Source organism: Alkalibacterium indicireducens (assembly GCF_039522005.1).
Lineage (GTDB): Bacteria > Bacillota > Bacilli > Lactobacillales > Carnobacteriaceae_A > Alkalibacterium > Alkalibacterium indicireducens.
On sequence record NZ_BAAADA010000058.1, the window covers coordinates 7334 to 15567 of the forward strand.

Annotated in this window: 6 protein-coding genes and 1 riboswitch; of the genes, 1 reads left to right on the forward strand and 5 read right to left on the reverse strand. The window is 45.4% G+C overall.

Annotated elements, in window-relative coordinates; all coding sequences use genetic code 11:
• Positions 1-151: 151 nt before the first annotated feature.
• The 4 genes from thiM to ABFX15_RS04010 form a co-directional block, all read right to left on the reverse strand.
• Entirely contained in the window at positions 152-988 is an 837-nt protein-coding gene (gene thiM, locus ABFX15_RS03995; protein WP_346024210.1) for a hydroxyethylthiazole kinase, read from the reverse strand.
• A 70-nt stretch (positions 989-1058) separates the two neighbouring features.
• A riboswitch (TPP riboswitch) is annotated at positions 1059-1156 on the reverse strand.
• A 260-nt stretch (positions 1157-1416) separates the two neighbouring features.
• Positions 1417-4308: an insulinase family protein gene (locus ABFX15_RS04000; RefSeq protein WP_346024211.1), complete on the reverse strand. Its 2892-nt coding sequence runs from the start codon at positions 4306-4308 to the stop codon at positions 1417-1419.
• A 146-nt stretch (positions 4309-4454) separates the two neighbouring features.
• Entirely contained in the window at positions 4455-5483 is a 1029-nt protein-coding gene (locus tag ABFX15_RS04005) for a hypothetical protein (RefSeq protein WP_346024212.1), read from the reverse strand.
• Entirely contained in the window at positions 5473-6192 is a 720-nt protein-coding gene (locus tag ABFX15_RS04010) for a SatD family protein (RefSeq protein ID WP_346024213.1), read from the reverse strand. The genes ABFX15_RS04005 and ABFX15_RS04010 overlap by 11 nt, the downstream gene beginning before the upstream one ends.
• 553 nt (positions 6193-6745) lie before the next feature.
• Between ABFX15_RS04010 and ABFX15_RS04015 the strand changes: the two genes are divergently transcribed.
• The gene (locus ABFX15_RS04015; protein WP_091268606.1) at positions 6746-7639 is read left to right on the forward strand and encodes an SDR family oxidoreductase; all 894 of its coding nucleotides are present in this window, start codon (positions 6746-6748) and stop codon (positions 7637-7639) included.
• A 213-nt stretch (positions 7640-7852) separates the two neighbouring features.
• On the opposite strand, the gene ABFX15_RS04020 is transcribed toward ABFX15_RS04015, so the two are convergent.
• Positions 7853-8122, reverse strand: coding sequence for an OsmC family protein (locus ABFX15_RS04020; protein WP_346024214.1), 270 nt, complete (start codon positions 8120-8122; stop codon positions 7853-7855).
• Positions 8123-8234 lie beyond the last annotated feature (112 nt).

Consider the following 8234-nt stretch of genomic DNA (forward strand, 5'->3'; position numbering starts at 1 on the left):
TATAGACTTGGTTATCGTCTATATATAAAGTATACCAAATGAGAATGACATTAACCACTTCAAGCTATCGCTTGACCGAAATTCATCTCCCACTTTCACTGGTGCTTCGTACCCATACGTTTAGAAGTGGGAGACTTCTTTCGGAATTACGTTAAAATCCCTCCATTTCAAAATGATAGTCTGCAATGTCTTCGGGTGTTGCCTTGTAGAGTTCATCTAAAAAGGCCACTTGAAAACTTGCGGGTGCATCGGTTTGTTCTTCAGCCCGCTCCCCTGCCAGGTTGAAGACTGATACGGCGGTCAAGGCAGCAATGAACGGTGTACTGGACGTCAGATAGATCGAAGCAGCTCCGCCTAGTGCACATCCGCCACCAGTGATTTTTCCGAGGAAATGGGACCCGCCCCGGCATGTAGCCACATATTCCCCGTCAGTGACCAGATCGATTTCTCCTGAAATGATGACTGCTCCGTCTGTCCAGCGGGCGATCGATACAGCTGCGGCTTTTGCTTCATCAACGTGATTGGTCGAGTCCACGCCTCTGACTTTAGATTCACCTTTCCCTCCTTCAAGATGCCATAATCCTGCAAGTGCGATTATTTCTGATGCATTTCCTTTGATGATGTCCGGTTTGTAATCCTTGAAAAGTTTCAGCATGGCTGTGCGCAGTTGGCCTATCCCGATAGCGACCGGATCCAGTACCCACGGTTTATCCTCTTTTTTCAAAGTCTTTACAGCTAGCGGAAGCGTCTCTTCATAATTTGGAAGCATCGTTCCCATATTGATGTAGGTGGCTCCTCCTGCTTTGGCCAGAAACTGACCTTCATCCGGGAGGTAGACCATGGCTGCCGATCCGCCTACTGCGATCTGTGTATTGGCCACAAGGTTGATCGTGACAGAATTGGTAATCGAACCGGCCATCGGGTTCGTCTCTTTGACGTCAGTGACTGTCTGTCTAATCTGTTTTCTGATTTCTTCAAGTCGGGTCATCTTTTCATCCTTTCGATCGACACAGAACAAAAAAGATGCTCAGTCGTCATGACAGGCATCATAAGGGAGTGAAATATGGTCAATTAATCCCTACGATAGTCTGAACTAACAGGTTCAAAGGGTCAGGCATAACCTTCTCAACTCGTCTGAGTCCCCCTTCAATTTAACTAAGCTATGCTTTTTTTGATCATGTCTTTAATCATTTCCTTAATCTAAATGAAGTGTAACATAAAGAACTGGACAGTATAAAGTAGAAGCCAATTATATAATAATAATGAAAAAGGGGATGGGAAAAAAGTCACCTTTTAGTAATAATTTATAAATCTGAGTAATTAAAAACACCGTCAAATCAAGGATCATTTTTCCTAGATTTGACGGTGTCTTCTAATTCAGCTAGTTATTTCCCAGCCCCATTCCCTAAAAGTGATTTAGTACAGTTCATAGACTGCGTCGAACAGGTCTTTTTCCTTATCGATTTGAGTCTTGTTCCCGATGACTGCCACAGAGCGGTTCTCAAGCACCGCCTGATACGCGTCAGCCAGATCATTTAATGACTGAGCGTCTGCAGATAGAATCTCTGCTTTCAGACGTCGGATGTCTTCACTGGTCAATCCTTGTTTGTATCTGGAGAAGGCCGTCATCCCTTTATTACGGGCTGATTTAGGCTGTTCCAGTGGACTGAGCGTCCCGATGATGTACTTCAGCAGTTCAGATTCCGACAGATCGATCGACTTGACGAAATCAGGCAGACCGGCGTAGGTTTCCAATGTCTTAGTGATGTTCGGATCCCGGTAGGAAGCTAGCGCAACATTGCCGTTTCGGCGATGCATATAAAGCGAGCCGTACGCGCCGCCTTTTACTCGGATCGTGTTCCACAAGTAGTCATATCTGAAGATAGTAGACAGAAGCTGAGTTGCTCCGTTAAATTCCAGGTGGTCCGTTGCGTCCGCAGCAACTGCGACATAGTTGACGTCCTGTGCGGTCACAAACGCTTCATTCTGCTTCTTACCTGCTTCATGGCTGACCGCTGCCCCTAGAGGACTGTCCTCCAAGTCTGCAAAGGCGTCTTTCAGTGCCTCTTTGACTTTAACACTCTGTTCTTTGTCTCCAATATATAGGGCATTCAGACGACGTTTGTTTAGTAGCTTGTCCAGTAAGGCTAATAGGTCAGTGCTCAGGCTAGACTCATTTTCTGATTTAAGCTCATCACGTGTCGCTTTCAAGTAATTGAACTGATCGATGCCGTTCAAGTGTTCACCCAACTTAGATAGAGGCTTCACTTGGCTCAAGGCACGGTTTGCCGCAATGACATGGGCTCTGAAGTTTACACGGTTCTCAAAATCAGAAATATAACTCTGGATCTGTTTCAGAATCTCGCTCTGATTATCGAAGCGAGTAGTCGTCATGATCTCTTTCATCAGATCAACGAGTTCTGTCAGCTGTTCACTCAGTGCCTTACCGCTCAAGACGAAGTAAGGGGTGAGCTTGCCTTCCTGATCTTCATATATCGTGACGGTTCCGTTGATGCCACCGGTGTGGGTATCCATTTCCGTCTGAAGGGCAGCTGCATCGTACTTATCGGTGTCCAGTTCACCAAGTAAATCACTCAGAAGACTCAAAGCAGCATAGTCATCTGCAGAAAAGTCACTGATGTCAAAGTAGAGACTGACATAATCGATGCCTGACGTGAACTGCTCGGAATAATAGAATTCCGTTCCGTCAAACAATGAATCGATGGCCAGAGGATAGTCCGGTTCGTCCGTTGTCAGATCGTCTCTTGTCAGCGTTGGAATCTTCTCCAGGTCTTCCGGTCTGTCCGGTGTTTCCTGACGTTCGATCAGCTGCTGCGTCTTGTCAACGATTGCCTGCAGCTCTTCCTCAGACAGTCCGGCTTTGAATTTCTGAAGACTTTCCAGCGTCTGTGCTTCCTGTTTGTCGCTCTTTCCAGGTTCAGCTTTCAGAATCAGTTCGACCCGGTGTGTATTATTCAGAAGTTTGCGTTCGATCAGCTTTTCAAAGTATCCGTCTTCTGCAAGCTCAGCCAGTTCTTCAAGGTATTTGGAGAACTGCAGGCGATCAAAAGGCGAATGGTCATACAGCCAGGTGCTCAAGGCATTGATCGCATAAATGACGCCACGCGGGTTGTCCTCAGAAATTACGGCTTCTTTTGTCTGGAAGGTAATCTTGTTTAAAGCAGCCTTTACTATAGCCTGGTCGAGTCCCTTGTCGACGATATCTTTAAGTGTGCTCTCGGTCACTTCCTTGAATCGGTCAAGATTCTTGCTGTCTGCATATTTGGCAGAAATAATGAAGGCTGTCGGATACCCGATATCTGCTACATCACTTTCGATATCTCCACCTATCTCAGCATCCAAAAGAGCTTTTTGAAGAGGTGCCTGACTGTGTCCGAAGAGGATTTCCTCCAGGACTTTCATGCCGTAAAGGTCCAATGTATCTTCAGGTTCCAGTACATGCCAGCCTAAGGCCAGATAGTCTTTTCCTTCTGGATCATCACCTTCAGTGATCGAGTAGGTTTCTTCAAATACTTTCGCTTCCGGTTCAGCAATAGTCAGTGTAAGATCGACTGCGTCTCCTTTACCTTTTCCAGTAAAGTACTCATCCAGCGCATCGAACACAGTGGACAGATCAGCGTCACCGTAGACGATCGTCAGTGAATTTGTCGGATGATAGTACTTGGTATGGAAATCGATGAACTCTTCCTGAGTCAAGCTGGGGATCGCTTTTGGCAAGCCGCCTGAATTGTACTGGTACGTTGTTCCTGGGTACAGTTTGTTTGATAGATGATCATAAAGCTGCCCTTCCGGAGAAGCGGTCGCCCCTTTCATCTCATTGTAGACGACACCTTTATAAATCAGGTCATCGTCGATGCTTTCCAGGTGATAGTGCCAGCCTTCCTGCTCAAGAATCTGCGGGTCAGTATACAGTTTGGGACTGAATACAGCATCGAGGTATACCCCAACCAGGTGCATAAAGTCTTTTTCATTCGTAGATGCAACCGGGTAGATTGTTTTATCCGAAAACGTCATGGCATTGACGAAGGTGTTCAGTGACCCCTTGATAAGTTCCACAAAAGGCTCTTTGGACGGGTATTTTTCCGACCCATTCAATACCGAATGCTCAAGGATATGAGCGATCCCATTATCGTTGTATGGAGGGGTCTTGAAGGCGATGGTGAAGGCCTTGTTCTGATCATCATTGTCTATGTGCAGGACCTGTGCCCCAGTTTCATCGTGTTCATACAGTGAACCGACGGACTGGATATCAGGTAGATCCTGGGTTTCGATTTTATTAAATGTCATACAATTCTCCTCTAATTCACATTATTTTTTCATGCAACTTCATTGTACCTTATCCATTAAGAATTTCCTATACTGAGAGGATAAAATAATTATAGTTATTCTATATCGAGCTTGTCGGTCCTTTGTAACATATTAGCTCATCTGACCTAAAAGGCCGACAAACCGATCAGGATCAGGTAGCTCAAGAAGGTAATCAGGACACTCAGCATCGTCCCTATAACAAAATATTCAGAAAAGTACGGATCATCCGCTATGAGCTTGTAGCGGGCGAATGCTTTAATGGACAGAATGGCTACAATTGACAGTAGACTACCATTCAGGAAAGACAGAAAGATCAGGATGCGTTCCAGGTTCCCGATCATGGCTCCTGCCCCTTTAAATCCGGACTCTCCTTTTTCAGGTGTACGGTCGGTTTCAGTGGTTTCTTCGACCAGTGTCTTTCGGGTCCCTTTCGGGTCATACTGAACGCTCAAGGTCCGGATCAATAGATTGGCCGGCCGCATCAGGAGCAGCAGAATTAATACGAACCGGATAAATAGAAGATATGGGTCCGTCAGCTCTCCAGTCATCATGAACCGGACTGGGTTAAGCTGCAGCGGAGACAGCACGGACAGGATGAGCTGACTGATGAACAGCACAATTGCACTGAGAACGACATAGGATGCCAGAGTCTGACCGACCGTTTTCTTATGCGTCTGAATCCACTGAACGGATACTTGGCTTTTTAAAAGCAGAATCCCGCTGGCAATAATGATGAAGAACAGCTGAATGGACGGCTCCGACAACTCATAAAGAAACTGATTCAGCCCCAGTATCCAGAAGATAAAGAGCATCTGATGCAACGCAAAGGCAATAATCTGTCCGTTTTTTCTATAAAAAGTTTGGAGCGCATGGGAGGCATTATACTGGATCGTGCTGCTCATGAATAAATCGATGGCCTGCATGATGTAATGTTTGAACAACGCATGCCCTAGAACCAGACCGATACTGATTGAAAGCCACGGCAGGTAATCGCCAATGTCATCGATCAGTCCGAAAACAACCAGACTTGTAAAGAAGATGCCCCAGGAATATTGGGAATGTTCTTTTTCATTTTTGGAATGCGCCAGAAAGGTCGGATACTTTGTAAAGTAGAAGTACCCAATCAGGTGGGCGATGAGACTTTCAATGATCATGACTTCGCCTCCAGTCTTCTATTTTCTCGGCAACCAGCTTTCTCGAATGGGCATACTGCTTGATATGGGTGGATATGATCCGTTTGCTCACAGTCTGCTCACTGACAGCCTGACCCAGCTGATCCGTCATCGCTTTTTTAACGGCCTGATTAGTAAACGCCTCGTAGCCTGCTTCATTCAAAATGATTAGAGCTGTCTGCTTCTGAGACATCGTCCAGTCGTTTTTAATCACATTTTGGAGACGGATGATGCTGTTCAAAAAGTCTATTTCCGGCTGATCAGATGCGAGCTTTTCATTCAGCTGGCCATAGTCATTGTACTGGTGAACCGACTCGATGGCTTCCCTGGCGTGCCAGTATGCCGGGCCGTCTGTACCGATGCTGACCTTGCGATTCTTTATCGGCGTGCTCAACCGGCCGATGCCTATCCCCCACCTCAATGTGACTTCTTCTCCTATCTCCTCTTTAGTTCGAGTCTGGAAACGTAGAGAGATGAGATCGATAATCAGAAATGCTGCTTCTGCAGAGTTCACGATGCCTTGGAATTCATCTCCTAAAGTGATAGTCAGGTTCGATTCAATGGCTCCTTTAAAGTTTTTGTTGATATCGGTGAGGATTGAGGTCAGAATGTTCTGGATCTGTTCCCTTTCCTTCATCTTTCTGGACGCGATGATATCTGAAATCAGGGCGATTTTTATTGTTTCACTCATAGTGGTCCTCCTGTTCATCTAGTGATACCGCGAAGTATAACCCTTTTTTAGTTGATTATCAAGTTTAAACGACATTTAGTTGATTTTTACATTATTATAATACTCCTTTTGCTGATTTTATAGTTTATCAATCAATAACCAGCTCACTTTGTTCTACTGACTGTCTGATATTGCGTTGGGTGGTCACTAATTACAGTATTAATGTCTACTCAAGGAGTAAATACGTTTGAGTGGGCTATGATTCACATATTATCACCCACCCAAACGTGCATAGGCTGTGAGTGGGCAATAATACCTGATTTACTGTCCACTGAGATGAGAAAGCTCCCTGGGTTGGCAATAAAACCAGCATACTTACTTCAAAGGGCTCAATTACTGATCCATGTATCTTCCTCTTCTATTCAATAAGGTAAACATCGCCAAAGCGATGCCTCTTTATAATCTTTAGAGCATCTCAAGCGCTAATGTTAGATTCACGTTTAAAGGGTTGCTATAATTTGTTTATCCGAGAGTACCGCTTTTCGGAAAATATAGTAAGAGGAGTCGATCCTTAATGTCAGAACGGAAGTTAACAGATCCACGGACAAAATTCTATAATCAGAAATTCCCCGATCAGGAACAGGATACACCCGCACTGCAGAGCAAAATGGACCCTCAGCCTGATTCAGGTGAAGAATCGTATAAAGGATACAACCGACTGGAAGGACGTAATGCCCTAGTTACTGGTGGAGATTCCGGTATCGGACGAGCGGCGGCAATTGCCTTTGCCCGAGAAGGTGCGAACGTAGCCATACAGTTCTTACCAGGAGAAGAAAGCGATGCGAATGAAGTAAAAGATCTAATTGAAAAAGAAGGGAGGAAAGCACTCCTGCTTCCCTATGATCTAAGAGAAGACGGATCAGGAAGTGAGATTGTAGAGAAAACTGCTGAAGCATTTGGCGCGTTGGATCTCCTTGTCATGAACGCTGCTCAGCAGATTGCTCAGCCTAGCCTTGAAGACCTGTCAATGAAGCAGGTCAATGATACATTTAAAGTCAACATCATCAGCTACTACGAAACAGTGAAAGCTGCCGAGAAGTATCTGGAACCGGGAAGTGCGATCATCACGACGACTTCAGTTCAGTCCTTCTCCCCTAGTACCAGCCTATTGGACTACGCAGCGACGAACGGTGCCGTCAGTAACTTTACACTAGCTTTATCTGACTACTTTGCACCTAAAGGGATTAGAGTCAACGGTGTGGCGCCGGGACCGATCTGGACACCACTTCAGCTGGATAATGGAAAACTTGATGGAGACATTCCTGACTTCGGACAAAGCACACCACTCGGACGTGCTGCTCAGCCTGTAGAACTGGCTCCAGTCTATGTTCTGCTTGCTTCAGACGACGCCAGCTTTATTACGGGACAGATTTACGGTGTTACCGGCGGTCAGCCGATCGATTTGTAAAAGACTTAAAATGATAAACAGCTGCTGAGACTGATCAGGTCCCGGCAGTTATTTTTTTCGATATGATAAACTTAATTTGGTTGATTTCAATTATTCACCTGTTTTTGGTTGAACAATTGAAAAGTAAGTAACTTTTTTCTAATATCCTCTAAAAGCAAAAAACAGCTCCAGTAACGTACTCACCATTACCAGAACTGTTTCTATTCTCTCCTGTTATCCTTCATAAGGAACGGTTTGAATCTCGATCGTTTCAGAGCCCTGAGTCAGTTTAGATACCGGGCAGCGTTTTTCAGCAGAGCGGACAAGGGTTTCAGCTTTTTCCATATCGAGTCCTTCGATCGAAGCGAAAAGATAGACCTGGAAATAATACCCTACCCCACTCGCTTCCCTTCTGAGCTGGACTTTGGCCGTCACCTTACTCTTGTTGTCCATTCCTCGGGCACTTAACAGCGATTCGATCGTCGCATTCAGACAGGTCGTCATCGCCAATCGAGTAGGAGACTAGTCATTAATTGACTAGTCGACCTCTCACACCACCGTACGTACGGTTCCGTATACGGCGGTTCAATATCTTAAGTAAGCAGACTCTGCCAGT

Excerpts from the sequence above, each read along its gene's own strand:
- ABFX15_RS04005 (WP_346024212.1), bottom strand. The coding sequence starts at position 5,483 with ATGATCATTGAAAGTCTCATCGCCCACCTGATTGGGTACTTCTACTTT.
- ABFX15_RS04000 (WP_346024211.1), bottom strand. The coding sequence starts at position 4,308 with ATGACATTTAATAAAATCGAAACCCAGGATCTACCTGATATCCAGTCC.
- thiM (WP_346024210.1), bottom strand. The coding sequence starts at position 988 with ATGACCCGACTTGAAGAAATCAGAAAACAGATTAGACAGACAGTCACT.
- ABFX15_RS04020 (WP_346024214.1), bottom strand. The coding sequence starts at position 8,122 with ATGACGACCTGTCTGAATGCGACGATCGAATCGCTGTTAAGTGCCCGA.
- ABFX15_RS04010 (WP_346024213.1), bottom strand. The coding sequence starts at position 6,192 with ATGAGTGAAACAATAAAAATCGCCCTGATTTCAGATATCATCGCGTCC.
- ABFX15_RS04015 (WP_091268606.1), top strand. The coding sequence starts at position 6,746 with ATGTCAGAACGGAAGTTAACAGATCCACGGACAAAATTCTATAATCAG.